Raw genomic sequence first — 16,974 nt, forward strand, 5'->3', positions numbered from 1 at the left:
TTATGAGCGAACACATCCGCGTACTCATCGCCGAAGACCAATCCCTGGTCCGGGGCGCTCTCACCGCTTTGCTGAGTACCGAACCCGACATCGACGTCGTTGCCGAGTGTTCCACCGGAGCCGAGGTCGCCGCACTCGTTGCTGAGCATCAGGTAGACGTCGCTCTACTCGACATTGAGATGCCCAGCATGAACGGTATCGACGCCGCAAAGTCTATCGCCGCCACTCACTGCCGTAGCCTTATCGTCACCACGTTTGGCCGTCCCGGTTACGTCAAACGCGCCCTCAACGCGGGCGTCGATGGCTTTCTGGTCAAAGACACCCCTCCCGACGAACTCGCCGATGCTATCCGCCGCGTCCACTCAGGTCTGCGTGTCATCGATCCGCAGCTTGCTCAAGACATACTCTTCACTCCCGACAACCCGCTAAGTGAACGAGAAATCGAGGTGTGCCGCCTACTCGTTCGCGGCCTCGGCTCCGCCGATATCGCAGCACACCTCCATCTCAGTGGAGGTACGGTGCGCAACCACGTTTCGGCCATCATGACGAAAACACAGGCAAGTAACCGCTTTGAGGCCGCGCGGCGCGCCGAGGCAAACGGCTGGATCTAGACGCTTGCGTGCTCTCAGCCCACACTAGCTATCGGCGTTGACGGCGCTCGCGCACGCGCACCGCGATGCGCACGGGCGAGCCATGGAAACCGAAGCGCTCACGGAATTTGCGCTCCAGGTAACGGCGGTAGCCCGCATCCAAGAATCCAGTGGTAAACAGCACGATGGTCGGCGGCTGTGTCGAGGCCTGGGTAGCGAACAGCACGCGCGGGAGGCGGTTGTTGTTCATCGGCGGCGGGTTCGCAGCAATCGCCTCACGCATCCAGTTGTTGAGCTGACCAGTAGACACGCGCTGGTCCCAACTCTCGAGAGCCTCAATCATGGCAGGCTCTAGCTTCTGCAGGGCGCGGCCAGTCTCCGCAGAGATATTCACGCGGGTCACCCACGGCAGGTGACGCAGGTTCTCATCGATTTCGCGCTCCAAGTAGTAGCGGCGATCCTCGTCCACAAGGTCCCACTTATTGAAGGCGATGACCAGGGCCTTACCGGCTTCCAGAATCATGTTGAGGACGCGCTGGTCTTGCTCGGAGACTTCCTGGGAGGCGTCGATAAGCATGATGCATACCTCGGCAGCATCAATCACGCCGCGCGTGCGCAGCGAAGCGTAGTACTCATGGCCCTGCGCGTTCTTAACCTTCTTGCGCAGGCCCGCGGTATCAATGAACTTCCACAGGCGCTGATCTAGCTGCACCAAGGAGTCAACTGGGTCGACCGTCGTGCCGGCGGCATTGTCCACGACGGAGCGCTCCTCCGCCGTCAGCTTATTCAGAAGCGAGGACTTGCCCACATTCGGCTTGCCCACCAGCGCCACGCGGCGAGGCCCGGAGGTAATCGAAGAATGGCGCGGCTCTTCCGGGAACAAACGCAGAATTTCATCCAAGACGTCGGCGCCGCCTCGGCCATGCTGGGCGGATACCGGCCACGGATCGCCCAAGCCCAGCGCGTAGAACTCGGCCATGTCTGCGTACATCGTCTCCGAGTCAAACTTGTTGGAGACGAGGATGACGGGCACCTCAGAGCGCTGCAGCTTTCGGGCCATGACCGCATCGGTTTCGGTGATGCCCACCTTGGTGTCCACGACAAACACGATAACGTCGGCAGTCTCCATGGCCTGTTCTGCCTGGCGCGCGATAGCGGCGTGGATGCCCTTGACGTTCGGATCCCAGCCACCGGTGTCCTGAACGAAGAAGCGCTGGCCGTTCCAGTCCGCCACGTAGGAGACGCGATCACGCGTTACGCCCGGGTGATCCTCCACCACCGCTTCGCGGCGCCCGAGGAAGCGGTTCACCAGGGAAGACTTACCCACGTTCGGGCGGCCGACAACGGCCACTGTGCAGAGGTTTTCCTCCGTGTGCTCCTCGCCCACGCCAAAGGCGTGAGATAGCGCCTCCCACTCTTCTTCGCTGAGCGGGTTCTCACCTTCAGCGATATCTTCTTCCTCGCCGAAATCGGCTTCGCCGAACTCGGAGTCGTCGAATTCCGACTCATCGAATTCATAGTCGAAGTCCTCAGAATCGAAATCCTTCTGCGCCCACCCGCCGTGCGGATCGCGCACGACCTCTTCCTCGAGTTTGCCTACCGGGTAATGAAATTCCGTCTCGAATTCTTCCGGCTGCTGTTCGGGGTTCACGTTTGGGTTCTGCGGTCCATTAGTCATGTGAGGCCTCCTTTGCGGCCGATTCTTCGACGACGGCGATGAGGGCATCGAGGACCTCGTCTGGGGTCATCTCAGAGGTATCCACGAGTACGGCGTCCTCGGCTGGGCGCAGCGGCGAGGTGGCACGGGAGGAGTCCGCAGCGTCGCGCCGCTCGACGTCGGCAAGCACGGTGTCAAAATCCGAATCGATGCCCGCCGCACGGTTCTGATCGTGGCGGCGCTGCGCGCGGACCTCGGCGCTGGCCGTCATGAAGGCCTTAGCGGGAGCGTCAGCGAGCACCACGGTGCCGATATCGCGACCCTCCACAATGGCACGGTGTGCCTTCGCGGCAAGGTTCCGCTGCAGCTCCACGAGGTTCTGGCGTACCTCCGGGATGGCAGATACTGCCGACACGTTGCGGGTTACCTCGTCCTCGCGGATCACGCGGGAGACGTCCTCGCCGGCAAAGATGACCTGAGTGGAATCCGGATCATCGGAGACCTCCAGAGGCAGGTTTGCGGTTGCGGCGATGACAGCGTCGGTATCCGCTGGGTCCACGCCCGCGCGCAGCACGGCAAGGGTAGCCACGCGGTACATGGCGCCGGTATCGACATACTTCGCGTCGAGGCGCTTGGCCAACGCGCGGCAGGTCGTGGACTTCCCGGTGCCCGACGGGCCATCCACGGCCAGAACGAGTCCCTGGTTTGGCATGTTTGAAATCATTACATCCCCACCGCCTTGTACAGGCTGGTCAATTCGTTGGAGTTCAATGCGCGCAAGGAGCCGGGCTTCATATCGCCCAGCTGCACGGTGTGGAGCTTGGTGCGCACAAGACGCTGGACCGGAAAGCCGGCCTCCTTCAGCATGCGGCGCACGATGTGCTTGCGGCCTTCGTGCAGCTCAAGACGCACCAGCGAATAGCCCTGGTTTTTGTCCACGATCTGCACATAGTCCGCCTTCGCCGGGCCGTCTTCTAGTTCAACGCCCTCGCGCAGCTGGCGAACCAGCCTCTTATCGGCCTCACCCAAAACGGTGGCCAGGTAGGTCTTGGTGACCTCGTACTTAGGATGCATGAGGCGGTTGGCCAGCTCACCGTCGTTGGTGAGCAAAAGAAGGCCCTCGGTATCCGCATCGAGGCGCCCGACGTGAAACAGGCGCTGGCCTGCCACGACCCGATCCGCTACGACATCGCCCACGCACGGACGACCCATGTCATCCGACATAGTGGACTGCATGCCGCGGGGCTTGTTGAGTACGAAGTACTGAGTTTCTTCGTTGACGTTGATGCGTGCGCCATCGACGCGGATCACGTCCGTGTTGGGGTTAACTCGGGTGCCTTGGGTGATGATGACCTGGCCGTTGACCTCAACGCGGCCCTCATCGATGAGGATCTCTGCATGGCGGCGGGAGGCAACGCCGGCTTTGGCCAGCACCTTCTGGAGGCGTTCGCCTTGGTTCTGGGAATTCTTCTTAGCTTTACCGTCTGCCAGCCAGTCCGCGCCCAAGTCGCGGGCGACGGAATCGGCGGTGGCCTTCTTCTTTACGTGCTGATGGCGGGCCGGCTTAGCGTTCGAGACAATCATGTCGCTGTCTCGCTTTTTCTTGTCCGGTGTGCCATCGCGGCGAGCGGGTGGAGTCACGGATGTGTCCTCTCAATAGTTCTTCAATTTGCGGCGCGCGGAATCGCGCCGTTGTCCGGCCGCAATCCTACCGCACGGTGGGCCTTTATGAGTAGTCCTCATCGATCTGCTCGATGTCTGGCAGCAGCGGCGCGAGGTCTGGAAGACGCTCGAGGGAGTCGATTCCCAGAAGCTCCAGGAAAAGCTCAGTGGTTTCATACTGGTGTGCGTTGCCGACTGTGGGCTCGGGGCTTTCGATCTCTCGGATGAGCCCGCGCAGAAGCAGCGTGCGGACAACGCCATCGACGTTGACACCGCGAACACCAGCGACTTGGGCGCGGGTGACCGGCTGGCGGTAGGCGATGACCGCGAGGGTTTCCAGTGCGGCGCGCGAAAGCTTGGTTTGGGTCCCATCAAGCACGAACTGCTCGACGGCGTCCGCATTTTCTTTGCGGGTATAAAAACGCCATCCTTCTGGTGTCTCACGCAGGTCAATGCCAGAGCCACGCTCGGTGAGCTCACGCTCCACTGCCCGCAAAATATCTCTGACAACGGAGACCTCCGCATCTACTACGCGGGCCAACTCTTCCGCGCTGGCGGGTGAATCGATGACCAGAAGGATCGATTCGAGGCGTGAGCGCAATTGCGGGATGAGCGGAAGAGCCGCCGGTGCGCTCGGCACTGGGGCCTCACTGTGTGCTGCGGGTGACGTGTCCTCCATGAGTCGGTAGCGTACCTTAATCCCAGTTCGCCGCCGCAACAACGGCCGGATCCACGTCGAGCCCTGTCCACGACAATTCCAACGGGCCTAAGGATTCGGGTTGAGACGCATCCACAGCCTTGGCTTTGTACAGCTCCAGCAATGCCAAGAAGCGGCCCACCACTTCCATGGAAATGGTGCAGTCTCGCGTTAACGCATCAAAGCTCATCCACTGCCCTGTGCCTAACAGCTTGAGCGTGGTAAGGATTTTTCCAGCCTGTTCCGGCACAGAGACGGCGACTTGGTGGATGTGACCGGTCGCGACTTCCTCGGGAGGCTTGGGGCGGAATACCCCGGCGGCGAGTTCCGCGAACGTGGCTGGGGTGTGTCCAAGTTTGACAGGTGGAAGAAGCTCGCTGAAGCGCTCCTCCATCGCCACCGCACGTGGATAGCGGCGCTGGGCGGCGCGCTGCCACTGCGCAAACTGGTCAGCGACCTGCTTATAAGCCTTATACTGCAGCAACCGCGCGAAAAGCAGATCTCGGGTCTCCAGGAGCTCGAGGTCCTCAAGGTCATCGACCTCGCCGCGCGGCAATAGACGCGCCGCCTTCAAATCCAAAAGCGTAGCGGCGATGAGCAGAAATTCCGTCGTCTCGTCCAGGTCCGCGGTCTCCCCCAACGCTCGGGTATAGGCCACGAACTCATCGGTGACTTCAGACAGCGCCACCTCGGTGACATCTAACTTTTTCGCTTGAATGAGCTGGAGCAGCAGATCGAACGGACCCTCAAAATTGCCCAGCGCGATGCGAAAGCCGGTGATCTCCGGTTGGGTCATAATAGGCGGCTAGCCGTTGGCCCGCTCAATGACCTCTTTAGCTAGGTCGCGGTATTGCTTGGCAGCCTGCGAGCTCGGTGCCCAGGTGGTAATCGGTTCACCGGCTACCGAGGTCTCTGGGAAACGCACGGTCCGCGTAATCACCGTGTCAAAGACCTTATCCCCGAAGTACTCGACTACCCGGTCCATGACTTCGCGGGCGTGGCGGGTGCGACGGTCAAACATGGTGACCAGAATGCCCATGATCTCCAGGTCGAAATTGATGCGGTCAGCAACCTTCTCCACGGTGTCGGTCAACAGCGCGAGGCCGCGCAGGGAGAAGAACTCGCATTCCATCGGGATAATGACGCCTTGCGAACAGGCCAGCGCATTGACCGTAAGCAGGCCCAGGGAAGGCTGGCAGTCGATGATGATGAAGTCATAGTCCTTGCGTACCGGGCGCAGCGCTCGAGCCAAGGTGTGCTCGCGGCCCACCTCGTTGACCATCTGAATCTCTGCGGCGGAAAGATCAATGTTGGCCGGAACCAGGTCGAGCCCCGCCACGCCGGTGTGAACGATGGCAGAATGCACCGAGACCTCACTATCGAGCATGACGTCATAGATGGTGTCCTGAATCTGGTCATGAGTCAGACCCAATCCGGCGGACAGAGCGCCCTGCGGGTCCAAGTCAACGAGGAGGACTTTACGCCCCAACTCCGCCAAGCATGCTCCCATATTGATCGTGGACGTGGTTTTCCCCACGCCACCTTTCTGGTTGCACATGGAGATAATCGTGGCGGGACCATGCTTTTCCAATGGCTCTGGTTCCGGAAGCTCCCGCAGTGGCCGGCCGGTCAACCCGACCTGTGTTTCGGAGGCCTCAAACAGTCCCTCGTCGCTCACAGTCACACCTGCTTCCTTGACCTGTACGGCTCTAGTTAGGCCATCTTCGCGTTAGCCCTGCGGCACTCACCGGCGCCGCACTCTTACATCCTTGTGATTATAGGGTACCCCCTTGAGCACCCGCATCGCGATTATAGCCAGCAAAAGCCGCCACATAAAGCCTGGAAGCTAGACGACGAGAGCTTTTACTTCCGGTTCGAACGGAACCGACGGAGTGCGAACCCAGCGACCAATGCGATGATGCCGAGTGCCGCAATCCCCGCTATCACCGCGCCGGCGCCAAGGCCCGTATCAGTGCCTGATTCTTCGCTAGCTGTCGTGGCGCTGTCGCTGTCAAGCTGCTGCTCTGGAGGCACGTCGGTGGTGTTCTCTCGGGTTGGGTCTGTGAGTGTCACCACCAGCTCTGCCGACTGGGTGTCCTCGTTGATGAACTGCATGATGAAGGGGTTGTCGGGTTCCATGCCCTCTGGGTAGGTCAGGGTCATGGTGCGCGAGCCCTTATCAATGTCGCGTTTCACGCCCTCGATGAACTCCCCTTCCGCGTTGAGATAACGCAGCGTGACGCCTTCATCCTCAAGATGCTTGAAGCGGTTATAAAGGTCCAGCGCTTGTTTCAAACCTAGCTTGGCGTGAATGGTCTGGCCTTCGATGGTGGATTCTAGGTTGACATAGGACGTGTGGGAATCATCCACGCCTTCCCAGCCACGGCCCGTACGGTGCGGTTGCGCGTGGCCGGTGCTGGAACTATCCGCACCGGTCGCCGCTCCGCCATCGCTTGCATCGTCTGTGACGTCGCCGTTTCCACCCAGTTCTTCGTTACCTTGTTGGTTCTCTGCGTCGTTACCTTGTTGGTTCTCTGCGTCCTCCGGCCCCGGCTGGCCACCACCAAGGCGCCCCGGATCGACGCTTTCGGCAGCGTCGTTGAGTTCCTCGGCGGTGACATCGGCGTCAGCAACGAGCACGATGGTCATGGTCACGCCCTGGTAGGTCACTGGAACGGTAATCTGTCCACCTGCTGGCGGGGCCGTCACCGTAGCAGTGCCACCTGAGGCGCTCACATTCCACCCATCGGCAGCCACGGAGACGTCGACAGGCACCGGCAGGGAAACCGTCGTGGTTTGTCCAGCCGGCACGGGGATGGTGGCATCCTGAGCATGGGCAACTGCCGCGCCGAGCCCTGTGAGCCCGCCCTTCGCGCTCACCGGGTTGGCCGCAACACCGGCAAGTGGAAATACGGTGAGCGCGAGAGCAATCGCAGCCCCGCGAAAGGTCCGGGAAGCGCGAGCAGATGAAGTCATAGAAATCCTTTTCATTGATGTAAATCGAACTGAGTCTAGGCGCCTTTAGGCGCGTGGATGAGCAGTATGCCACACCTCGCGAAGCGAATCCGCAGTCACGTGCGTGTAAATCTGCGTCGTCGTCACGGAAGAATGACCCAGCAGTTCCTGAACTGTACGCACATCCGCACCACCCTCCAGCAAGTGGGTAGCAAAGGAGTGACGCAGGGTGTGCGGAGAGATGTTGGCGCTCAAGTGCGCGCGCTGTGCAGCGGACTTGATGGCGGCCCATGCGCTTTGCCGTGACAGGGCCTTGCCCCGGGTGTTGAGGAATAGCGCGTGGGAGGCTCCAGTTGCTAAGACCGGCCGTGCCCGCACGAGATAATGCTCGACCGCTCTTACCGCGTGCGAACCCAACGGAACGAGGCGTTGCTTATCGCCCTTGCCGCTCAGCAGCAGAATATCGCGCACGGACGTCGGCCCCTCAGCCGTTACGTCATCCACGCTCAAGGAGATCACTTCGGAGATGCGCGCGCCCGTGCCGTAGAGAACCTCCAGCAAAGCGCGATCGCGGATGTCTATGGGGGTTGCGGATTCATCAGTGGGAATGGCGTTGAGCAAAGTCTCGACGTCCTCCACGCTGAGGGTCTCCGGTAGCGCTTGGGCCCGCTTGGGCGGCGAAACCTCCGCCGCGACGTCTTCTTCAATCATCCCCTCCGCGAGCGCAAATTTATGCAGCCCACGCGCGACGATCAGCGCTCGACTGGCCGAGGACTGGGCGAGGGATTCACGCAGGTACATGAGGTAGTTCTCCACGTGCGCGCGAGAAACCTGGCGCAAATCCGTGATCCCAGATTCCGCTAGCCACGACACGTAGCGATTGATGTCACGCCGGTAATTACTCACCGTGTTCTTCGAGGCACCTTTTTCCACCATGAGGTGCATCAGCCACGCTTGCCCAGCGGCGGCAGCGGGAGTCGTGCTGCTCACAGCTTCTTCAAATCCGGTCCGGTACGCCGGCTAGCCAGCGACTGCGGCCGCAACTCGAAAGGTGAATCAACCGGCCGCGGTGTGCGTCCTTCACGCACACAGGCATAGGCGGCGAGAATTCCGGCCACTGCAATAGAGTTCACAATCTCGCCGGCGAGGATACGATCGACGGCCTCCGCTAGCGGCACCCACGAAAACCCCATGTCAGCTTCTTCATCACCTGTGGCCTCGAACTTGGCGACGTCCCGCAGCCCACGCGCCACGAACACCCGTACGGCTTCTTCACAAAAGCCCGGGGAGGTCACCAGATCGGTCAACACACCCCAGTCCTCGGCGGCCAGTCCGGCCTCCTCTTGGAGTTCGCGTTGTGCGCCACTGAGTTCATCTTCACCTTTGACGTCGAGCAAACCGGCTGGCAGCTCCCACAGGCGTTTGCTCACACTGTGGCGGTACTGCTCCACCATGGCGACTCGGTTGTCCTCATCCAAAGCCACAACGGCCACGGCACCTAGGTGCTCGACGATCTCCCGCTGCGCCACGACATCTCCCGGCATCACAACGTCATCACGGCGGACGGCGATGATGGGGGCGTCGACAAGCAGCTCGCTTCCCACCGTACGAAACTCGTGTGGCATTTAGAGATCCTTCGGCAGCGCCGGTGCTGCGCCCTCGGCATTCGCTGCAGAACCGTACACGCCGCGGCCGCCATCGAGCTGCTCCTTGACGGCCAAAACGCTGGCCATCTGGGAGACCGGGTGGTCGATGGAGTCCACGGTGCTAATCCCAGTCTTGGCCGCCCGGAGCTTTTCCAACACTCCGCCATCCCCTGCAGACTGCACACGCCCGGCATACACCATGGCGGCGTCCGCGGACTCGAAACCTTCCAGGAACTTGACGGTGGTGTCGATAGCGTACTTCTTGCCAGCGCTGTCTTCGTCTTCTCCCGGTGTCAGGCCGCCGCCGACGATTACGACCGCCTGAGCGGGCAGGATCGTGCCATCCTTGTAGTCGATGTAGCCGGCATCGCGCAAGGCACGCAGCAAGGTCGCCCGATCGTCGACGGTGGCAAGCGGTTGGGTGGTCTTAGCATCCATCATCAGCCCGGCAGCAAGCGCTTGGCCGGCATGAGTACCGGCATCGATCTTCTTCTTATCGAGCTTCGCCCCTGCCGGCAGCGTGGTGGTGACGAGGGACAACAGCTTGTCTGCGGATTCCTGGGCCAGGAATTTTTCGGTCAGCTTGATGCTTCCCGCGTCGGTGGAATCGGCGGAGCCGAGAAGATCCTTCACAGCCGTGACATCGGCATCATTGGCGTCGGGCATGCTGAGTACCATGACCGGACGCTGGACTAGAGTGCCGTCGACGACGTAACGGCCGAGGTCCCCCATCACGGAATCAGCGGAATCCAGCTGGGCCTTCGCAATGTTGTGGTCAAGCACCAGCTTGCTGTATTTTTCTCGGACCTCGTCGTTGGACTCCCCACCGCGCCCCGGGGTGGAGTCCATGTTCGGTGCGATGACCAACGTGCCCAACGCAACACCAATGGCTGCACCGAAGCCAAGGCCGGTGACAATCAGGGATTTAGGCGAACCCATTATTTAAACCACCCCTGCACGCTCAACGCGAAGTTGTTCCACGTATCGATCAGGTTCTGCAGGAATGATTCATCGCCACCCAGGCCCACGATGAGGATGACCACGGCCAGCGCCACGAGGATGCCCAGCAGCGCCCACAGCCATCCCATTGCGCCGGAATTCGGCGCGGCGTAGAGGTTGATGACGGCGTCCGCGTCCACGAGGCGCGTACCTGCCTTCATATGGCATAACAGGGCTGCGGGCGTGGCAGTTGGCTCGTTGGCAAAGATGTCATCGAGATCGAGGGCGCCCCCAACCTGCACAATCATCTGCGCTTCGTGGTAGTCCGCGAGCAGGAGTGCAAGATCCGTTGCTGAGTCTGTCGCAGCCGGGAATGTCATCGCGCCGATTCCCAGATCCTGAATGCGCTCGAGTCCTTCCGCAGTGCCGTCCGGCTCAGCTGGGAGAATAACTTGGGCACCACTGCGCAGGGTTTCAGAGCTCACTTCCGAAGGATTTCCCACGATGAAGTTAGGCTGATAGCCCAGCTCAACCAACGTATCTGCGGCAGAGTCGACACCGATGATGACGGGTTCATACTCGCGGATGAAGTTGCGCAGCAGCGTGAGCTTTTTGCGGTGCTCCTCAGAGGGCGACACCACGAGGACCTTGCGTCCCGCCATGACGGAACCAGCATCCGGAACGCCAAGGCCATCGATGAGGAGCGGGCCTTCGGAGTGGATGAACTCGATGGAATTGCCAAAGTAGGCTTCCATATGGTCGATAAGTTCGCGTTGCGCGGAGGAGAAGTTCTTCTCCGCGCGGTCCCGGGTAACCACCGTTCCAGAAGACAGCTGGGTATCCCCCACATACACCGTCCCGTCCTCGGTAAGACGCGCCTTCTTCCCGTCCTTGAAGTTGCTGACGAAATCTTGGCCCACGCCCTCGATAAGGGTGACGTCGGCGTCGAGAAGCATGTGCGGGCCATAGTTCGGAATGGAGCCGGTAGAAAACTCCGCCACGTTAATCACAGCAGCTGGTTTCATATCCACGAGGGTCTGGGCCTCTTGGCGGGAGATGTTGGCGGCGTTGATGACTGCGAAGTCACCGGCGCTGAACTTCTTCATGCCCTTGCCACCCGGGGTGCAATCACGCAGCGCGCCGTGTTCTCCAGGCAGATCGGTGTTACGGGAAAACAGACTCATGCCTGACAGTTTCCCCTGTTAGGCGCTCAATGTGTGGAAGGCGCGCGGAAATTCTCTACTTCTGCTTGAGCCCGGTCGAAGAGCTCCTGGGCATGCGCGCGGCCAGTCGCGGTGTCATCAAGACCAGCGAGCATGCGGGCGAGTTCCTCGACGCGTTCCTCGGCGCTCAAATCCGCCACGCCTGAGGTGAATTTCTCCTTGGACACGTGCAGGTGCGAATCCGCATAGGCAGCCACTTGGGGCAGGTGGGTCACGCAAATGACCTGGTTGGTGATGGACAGGCGCGCTAACCGACGCCCAATCTCCACCGCCGCGCGACCACCCACGCCGGCGTCCACTTCGTCGAAGACCAAGGTGGTGCCGTCGCCGCTGGCGAGTACCACTTCCATCGCCAGCATGACGGGAGAGCTCACCGCCGGAGGCGGCCGAGGCCAAGGGCTTTCCGTTGAGTTGGAATTCCACTTCATCCGCGCCCGTCTTGGAGTACTTCGCCTTGTGCACGGCGACCGTCAGGTGGAATGAGGCATGGCCAAGCCGTGAATCTCCTCCGTGACCTCGACCAGCTGCTTCGCTGCCTGGTGCGCACGCAGAGCTTCTCGCCAACCATGTCTTTTCGCCGCCATTACTCTCTTCAATGCTTCGAGCCTCGGAGTGATCAACGTCGCTTCCTTGCCGCGTCCGCCACCCCATCGATGTCTGCGGCATACTTACGTGTCAGGCGCTTGAGCTCCTGTTGGCGCTGCAGGGATTCCTCGAGGAGGTTGGGATCCGCGGGGAGATTTCCCAGATACGTGGTGAGCTCAGCGGCAATATCGGTCAATTGCGCGGTGACCTCGCTCAATCGCTCCCCGAGCCGCGCGAGTTCGACGTCGCTGGCCCCAGCCAGCGCGGTTTCAGCGGCGCCGACGAGGTTGACGGCGGTGTCCTCATCACCGAAACCTTCCCCGCCGTCGAGAGCGCTCAGCGCGGTGGCTGCTCCCTCGCGCAGGGCATCAACATCCTGCAGGCGCTTAATGAGGGTCACGAGCTCTGCGTCCTCGCCCGGTTCCGGGTCAAGGTCCGAAATCTCCGTTATCGCGAACTGGAGCCGGTCGACTTCCTGTGCCATCTCACGCCGTGATTCTGTACGGCGCTGGTAGTCCTTGGCCAACGCGCGCCAGCGGCTAAATGCCTGGGTATATGCCTCGCGGACCGCGTCAACTGCAGGGTCGAAGCGGTCAATGGCCGCCAGCTGTTGATCAGTAGACAACAGCCGCAGCTGATCATTTTGCCCGTGGACGGTAATGAGATGGGAAGCGAACTCCCCCAGCGTCGCCGCTGGCACCGCTCGCCCACCCAGGTAGGCCCGCGAGCGTCCTGCCGCCGACACCGTGCGGGAGGCGATGTATTCGCCGTTCTCATCGGGCTCACCCCCGGCTTCCTCAACTAGTTCCGCCACGGCCTTCGAGTCAGAAGAAAAGTGCCCTTCGACGGCAGCTTTGGAGGCTCCTTCGCGCACGCGCGAGGCATCAGCGCGCCCTCCCGCGAGCAGGCGCAAGCCGGTCACCACCATGGTCTTGCCAGCACCGGTTTCACCAGTGAGCACGGTGAGCCCCTGCGAAAGCTCCGCGGTGGAGCTTTCAATTACACCGAGATCAGAAATGCTGATATCAACGAGCACGGAGAGTTATCTTCCTTCCTGGTTACGCGCTAGAGCAGGTTAATGCCGCGGTCCGCGCCAGCCTTCCACGGGAAGGCGCAGCTTGGACACAAGCCGGTCAGTGAAAGGCTGGTGGTCAAGGCGAACCCACCGCACCGGCCGTTCACCGCGCACGATTTCCACGCGTGAGCCTGGGGGCATGGAGATTTCCCGAAAACCATCGAGGATCACCACGGCGGGAGTCGTTGCCGATGCCGATTCCACCGCTACCTGTGAATCCGGAGACACCACGAGCGGCTTGGTAAACAATGCGTGCGCGTTATTCGGCACCACCAGGATGGCATCGAGCGAAGGCCACAGCACAGGGCCGCCGGCGGAGAAGGCATAAGCCGTGGAGCCCGTAGGGGTAGAAATAAGTACACCGTCGCACCCAAAAGCGGATACTGGGCGGCCATCCACTTCAAGGATGGCATCAAGCACTCCGGACCTGTTGAGGTTTTCAATCGACGCCTCATTCAGCGCCCAGCTGCGCTCACGCAACGCGCCTTCCGAATCGAAGACGCTCACGTCGATGGTCAGGCGGTCTTCGACGTCATAGGACTGCTCGATGACGCGCACGAGCGCACGGTCTAGGGACTCCGCTTCCCATTCTGCGAGGAAGCCCACGTGCCCCAAGTTGATGCCCAACACCGGAACGTCCACGGCGCGGGCCATATCCGCAGCGCGCAAGAACGTGCCATCGCCTCCGAGCACCAACACCAGTTCGCAGCCCTCTGCTGCCGCTGGTGTATGCCGGACGTGCTGCAGCCCGGGAAGCACAGTATCCGCAGCACAGACGCGCACCTTAATGCCTGCCTCCTGCAGCAGCTCCGCGGCCCGGTGGGTGGCGGCAAGGTTTTCCTCGCGACTGGCGTGCGGGACAAGAAGAATTTCACGGCGCATGGTGCCATCCGCGGCGCTGGTAGTGCTCACTGAGGTCCTTCCTTAATTGCCGTTTCGATGAGTACGTCCAGCCTATCCTCCGGGGTGGACATCCCGTCCTTGACCAGCCAGAGGAAAAACTCGACGTTACCGCTCGGTCCCGGTAGCGGGGAGGCAGCCACACCTTTTACGCTTAGGCCGAGCTCCTGAGCGAAGACCGCCACGTCCTTGGTTACTTCCGCGCGAAGCTCGGGTGACCGCACCACGCCGCCGGCGCCAATACGGTCCTTACCTACTTCAAACTGTGGCTTGACCATGGGCAGTAGCCACGCGCCATCGACCATGCACTCCCCGATGGCCGGAAGCACCAATTTCAAGGAGATAAAAGATAAGTCACCCACCATGGCATCGCACGGCCCACCGGTCTGCTCTAGGGTCAGATTACGAATATTCGTGCGGTCTAGCACGGTAACGCGCTGGTCGTTTTGCAGGCGCCACAACAGCTGCCCGTAGCCCACGTCAACCGATAACACCTCTGCGGCACCGCGGCGTAAACAGACATCGGTAAACCCACCGGTCGACGCTCCTGCGTCCAACACGCGCTTGCCCTTCAGATCCACGTCAAAGGCTTCAAGTGCGCCCAAGAGCTTGTGTGCGCCTCGCGACGCCCAGTCATCCCCCTCACTGGCCTCCACCTTGATGGATACCTCTGGTTCCACCACCGTGGCGGGTTTGGTGGCCTTGAAACCACCAACCGTCACGCGGCCGGCCTTGATCATCTCAACAGCGTGCTCACGTGAGCGCGCGATCTTTCGGCGTACCAACTCCGCGTCAAGACGGCGACGTTGCGGTGGCATAGACAGGTCCTCTTTCCCCTACATTCCTTGGTGTAAAGCGCTAGTTGTCTTGAAGCGCATCCCGCAGCACGGTGTGAGCACGGTCCAGCTGGACCAGCTCCTGCTCAAGAGTTTCCGATGGCTCGTTAAGAATCGCGGCGATGGACTCATCCAGTTTTTCTGGGGCAAGCACCGCCCGCGGGTCATGGGGCTTTACCGCCATGTGGATACTACTCTTTCAGCGGCCTCGCTCCGCGGCTGAATATAGCGAGGAGGCTCAGCGCCCGCCCAGGCTACTTCCAAAACCGTGCGCAGCGCCTCGACCGAAGTCGACTTCTCATCGCCTCCTTGAAGGACAATGTCATAGCCGTCATACCGAGCCCGGAATCCGCCCTGGGCTCCTGGCCGTGCCTGTGCTTCCGAGAGTGAGAGCTCGTGGAAGCCCGCGCCGATGAAATTGGGACGTGCCTCCGGAATGGCTTCAATAAGCGCCAGCTCACGAGACACACCGGTCAACACGTGGAACGTATCCATCGCTGCGTTATTACCACCGACGATATCGGTGTCCAGACGGTCGCCGACAGCAAGGGGTTTGGTCGACCCCACCAGCTTGGCCGCCTGCGTAAACATAGCGGGCTCCGGTTTGCCTGCAGTAATAGGTTCAACGCCCGTGGTCGAAACAACAGCCGCGACGAGCGAGCCATTGCCCACGGCCATTCCTCGCTCCGTCGGCAGCGACGTATCGAGGTTGGAGGCGTAGTATTTCGCACCTTGATTGATAGCAAATGCCCCCTCGGAAAGCTGTTCCCAACCGACCGACTTATCCATGCCTTGCAACACTGCCGCAGGCTTATCATCGGCGCTGTCGACTACTTCGAACCCTGCCTCACGGGCCAGAGTGCGGAATGAGTCAGCGCCGATAACGAGAACCTTGGTTCCTGCCGGGAAGTCCTCACGGGCAATCTTGACTGCGGCTTGCGCGGAGGTAACAACTCGGTTGGCATCCGTTTTCAGTCCAATTTCTCCGAGCATGCCAGCCACGGTCTGGGGGCTGCGGGAAGCATTGTTCGTCACATACACCGCGGGAACACCACAGGAGTTAATAACGTCAACGACGCACTGGAGGGCCTGTCCTCCCTCCCACACGGTTCCGTCAAGATCTAGCAGCAGCGAATCGTGGGTCTTGAGAATACTCATTATTTACATTCGGTCAGATGCTCCGCGGCGTCGGTCCAGTCTCCTTCATCGATGTCAACCGCGTGCTGGAACCATTCCTGTGCCTCCTCCTTACGGCCGGCCTCCAGCAGGGCATTGGCGTAAGCATAAGAAAGGCGGCAGGCAGACACGCCTGTGGCGTCCTTGTTCGGCTGCGCGCGCTGAATCGTGACCACAGCAGAATCTGCTTGACCCATGTCTAAGCGTGCACCTGCAGCCACGATTGCCAACTCGATGGCATCCTCCGGTGCCAGCTCCTTCGCCTCTTCGCTGCGCCACAATTCCACGGCCTTCTCTGGGCGACCAAGGCCGCGTTCACAATCCGCCATCACGGCAAGCAATCCAGGGCCACCGGAAATGCGGCGCGCAGCACGCAACTCCGCCAGAGCTTCCTTCCACTCCCCAGCACGGTAGGCGGCGATTCCATTCATTTCACGCGCAACCGATACGCGTCCAGCACGATCCTTTGCTGCGCGCGCGTGGCGAAGTGACAGCTGCGGGTCATCATCAAGCCACGTTGCCGCCATAATGAGATGCTTGGCCACTGCTTCGGAGTTTTCCTTCGATAGCGAGGAGAGGTCCTGCAGCACAGAAGGATCGAGGTCAGTGATATCAATATCAGATGGCAGATCCGGATCCGTCATGCGGCGATTGATCCGCTCCTCACGGTAGCCCGAACGCTGCGGATGCGAGGCCTTGTGCTTATCACGATCGTGGCCCTGACGATCGTTGCGGCGATCCCCACGACGAGGTTTAGCACCAGCGCGACCGCCACGGCGGTCATCGCGGCGATCGCCGCGACGCTCTTCTCGACGCCCCGATGCGCCGCCACGCTTCTCAAACTTCCGGCCACCAGAGCGGTTGTTTCCCCGGTTGCTTTCCGAGGAACCTTCGCGGCCACGCTCGTGGTCGCGGGAGTTAGATTCAGACATTAAATCCATGCACTTTCTGCGGTAGACGCGTCCGTATGTACCGAACCAGTGTACAGGTCAGCGGCCCGAAACCGGCAATGCACCGACTGGTGAGTGAAATG

17 protein-coding genes and 1 pseudogene are annotated in these 16,974 nt (G+C 61.0%); 1 reads left to right on the forward strand and 17 read right to left on the reverse strand.

What is annotated here, in order from left to right; all coding sequences use genetic code 11:
* Positions 1 to 2: 2 nt before the first annotated feature.
* Positions 3 to 611, forward strand: coding sequence for a response regulator transcription factor (locus HWX44_RS02055; RefSeq protein ID WP_175973000.1), 609 nt, complete (start codon positions 3 to 5; stop codon positions 609 to 611).
* A 28-nt stretch (positions 612 to 639) separates the two neighbouring features.
* On the opposite strand, the gene der is transcribed toward HWX44_RS02055, so the two are convergent.
* The 17 genes and pseudogenes from der to HWX44_RS02140 form a co-directional block, all read right to left on the reverse strand.
* A complete protein-coding gene (gene der, locus HWX44_RS02060; RefSeq protein WP_049154965.1) occupies positions 640 to 2,268 on the reverse strand; it encodes a ribosome biogenesis GTPase Der in 1,629 nt (542 codons plus the stop codon).
* The gene (cmk, locus tag HWX44_RS02065) at positions 2,261 to 2,971 is read right to left on the reverse strand and encodes a (d)CMP kinase (protein ID WP_049154964.1); all 711 of its coding nucleotides are present in this window, start codon (positions 2,969 to 2,971) and stop codon (positions 2,261 to 2,263) included. Before cmk ends, der begins: the two co-directional genes overlap by 8 nt.
* The gene (locus HWX44_RS02070) at positions 2,971 to 3,888 is read right to left on the reverse strand and encodes a pseudouridine synthase (RefSeq protein WP_175973002.1); all 918 of its coding nucleotides are present in this window, start codon (positions 3,886 to 3,888) and stop codon (positions 2,971 to 2,973) included. The genes cmk and HWX44_RS02070 overlap by 1 nt, the downstream gene beginning before the upstream one ends.
* A gap of 85 nt (positions 3,889 to 3,973) precedes the next feature.
* The gene (scpB, locus tag HWX44_RS02075) at positions 3,974 to 4,588 is read right to left on the reverse strand and encodes an SMC-Scp complex subunit ScpB (RefSeq protein WP_049154960.1); all 615 of its coding nucleotides are present in this window, start codon (positions 4,586 to 4,588) and stop codon (positions 3,974 to 3,976) included.
* A 16-nt stretch (positions 4,589 to 4,604) separates the two neighbouring features.
* Positions 4,605 to 5,402, reverse strand: a complete 798-nt coding sequence (locus HWX44_RS02080; RefSeq protein WP_046649234.1) for a segregation and condensation protein A — start codon at positions 5,400 to 5,402, stop codon at positions 4,605 to 4,607.
* A gap of 9 nt (positions 5,403 to 5,411) precedes the next feature.
* Positions 5,412 to 6,284 carry a ParA family protein gene (locus HWX44_RS02085; protein ID WP_046649257.1) on the reverse strand — a complete coding sequence of 291 codons (873 nt, stop codon included), beginning with the start codon at positions 6,282 to 6,284 and terminating at the stop codon, positions 5,412 to 5,414.
* 185 nt (positions 6,285 to 6,469) lie between these two features.
* Entirely contained in the window at positions 6,470 to 7,582 is a 1,113-nt protein-coding gene (locus tag HWX44_RS02090) for a hypothetical protein (protein WP_175973004.1), read from the reverse strand.
* Between the two features lie 45 nt (positions 7,583 to 7,627).
* Positions 7,628 to 8,506, reverse strand: coding sequence for a site-specific tyrosine recombinase XerD (gene xerD, locus HWX44_RS02095; protein WP_175973244.1), 879 nt, complete (start codon positions 8,504 to 8,506; stop codon positions 7,628 to 7,630).
* Between the two features lie 41 nt (positions 8,507 to 8,547).
* The gene (locus HWX44_RS02100; protein ID WP_070510790.1) at positions 8,548 to 9,186 is read right to left on the reverse strand and encodes an NUDIX domain-containing protein; all 639 of its coding nucleotides are present in this window, start codon (positions 9,184 to 9,186) and stop codon (positions 8,548 to 8,550) included.
* Positions 9,187 to 10,146 (reverse strand): copper transporter, encoded by a 960-nt coding sequence (locus HWX44_RS02105; RefSeq protein ID WP_070510792.1) that lies wholly within the window; start codon positions 10,144 to 10,146, stop codon positions 9,187 to 9,189.
* Entirely contained in the window at positions 10,146 to 11,330 is a 1,185-nt protein-coding gene (steA, locus tag HWX44_RS02110; protein ID WP_070510794.1) for a putative cytokinetic ring protein SteA, read from the reverse strand. The genes HWX44_RS02105 and steA overlap by 1 nt, the downstream gene beginning before the upstream one ends.
* 26 nt (positions 11,331 to 11,356) lie before the next feature.
* A pseudogene (recN, locus tag HWX44_RS02115) lies at positions 11,357 to 12,990 on the reverse strand (DNA repair protein RecN).
* A 39-nt stretch (positions 12,991 to 13,029) separates the two neighbouring features.
* Complete coding sequence (locus HWX44_RS02120; RefSeq protein ID WP_046649256.1) at positions 13,030 to 13,911, reverse strand: NAD kinase; 882 nt, start codon at positions 13,909 to 13,911, stop codon at positions 13,030 to 13,032.
* A gap of 26 nt (positions 13,912 to 13,937) precedes the next feature.
* A complete protein-coding gene (locus HWX44_RS02125) occupies positions 13,938 to 14,747 on the reverse strand; it encodes a TlyA family RNA methyltransferase (RefSeq protein ID WP_175973006.1) in 810 nt (269 codons plus the stop codon).
* A 40-nt stretch (positions 14,748 to 14,787) separates the two neighbouring features.
* Positions 14,788 to 14,949, reverse strand: coding sequence for a hypothetical protein (locus tag HWX44_RS02130; RefSeq protein WP_168163151.1), 162 nt, complete (start codon positions 14,947 to 14,949; stop codon positions 14,788 to 14,790).
* Complete coding sequence (locus HWX44_RS02135) at positions 14,940 to 15,923, reverse strand: HAD-IIA family hydrolase (RefSeq protein ID WP_046649226.1); 984 nt, start codon at positions 15,921 to 15,923, stop codon at positions 14,940 to 14,942. The genes HWX44_RS02130 and HWX44_RS02135 overlap by 10 nt, the downstream gene beginning before the upstream one ends.
* Positions 15,923 to 16,873: a tetratricopeptide repeat protein gene (locus tag HWX44_RS02140; RefSeq protein WP_175973008.1), complete on the reverse strand. Its 951-nt coding sequence runs from the start codon at positions 16,871 to 16,873 to the stop codon at positions 15,923 to 15,925. Before HWX44_RS02140 ends, HWX44_RS02135 begins: the two co-directional genes overlap by 1 nt.
* Positions 16,874 to 16,974: the final 101 nt, after the last annotated feature.

Origin of the sequence: Corynebacterium sp. Marseille-Q2823 (assembly GCF_903645345.1) — a bacterium.
GTDB lineage: Bacteria > Actinomycetota > Actinomycetes > Mycobacteriales > Mycobacteriaceae > Corynebacterium > Corynebacterium hiratae.